The organism is uncultured Roseibium sp., assembly GCF_947499295.1.
Taxonomy (GTDB): domain Bacteria; phylum Pseudomonadota; class Alphaproteobacteria; order Rhizobiales; family Stappiaceae; genus Roseibium.
On sequence record NZ_CANMNP010000142.1, the window covers coordinates 1 to 434 of the forward strand.

General features: G+C 54.4%; 2 pseudogenes. One reads left to right on the forward strand and one right to left on the reverse strand.

The window, feature by feature from the left end:
• Positions 1 to 139: pseudogene (locus Q0835_RS30150) on the reverse strand (IS110 family transposase); the annotation flags it as partial.
• A gap of 70 nt (positions 140 to 209) precedes the next feature.
• On the opposite strand from Q0835_RS30150, the pseudogene Q0835_RS30155 reads away from it, so the two are divergent.
• A pseudogene (locus Q0835_RS30155) lies at positions 210 to 389 on the forward strand (transposase); the annotation flags it as partial.
• Positions 390 to 434 lie beyond the last annotated feature (45 nt).

A 434-nucleotide genomic window follows, 5' to 3' on the forward strand; every position in this document is an offset into this window, starting at 1 on the left:
AGGGCGGCAAAGCCTTGAAAAACGGTAAAAGCTCCCGGCGCGTTAGCCTTTTACTCTCAATCGCCCTGCCAGTTGCATCAGCAACATGGACGTGAAACACGTTCTTGGCCAGATCAAGGCCCACGGTGGTTGGGGTCATTGGGGATGCTCCTCTTGTATGTGGGACCAGCATACTGGCCCTTCTCGGGAGCGGGGCCGTCTTCCCCATCAACGGTAGCTTCAGGGATGAGTGTCTCAACGAGACGTTGTTCTCGTCGCTTTCTGAAGCCCGATCCCAAATCACCGCATGGAAGGACGACTACAACCGAAACAGACCCCACTCATCCCTGGGCAATCTCACGCCCTACGAATTCGCATCAAAAACGACATTGCAAACACAGGCAGCATGAGGTCAAAAATCAACCGAAGGACTCCGCGCTAAACCGGATGAGGAA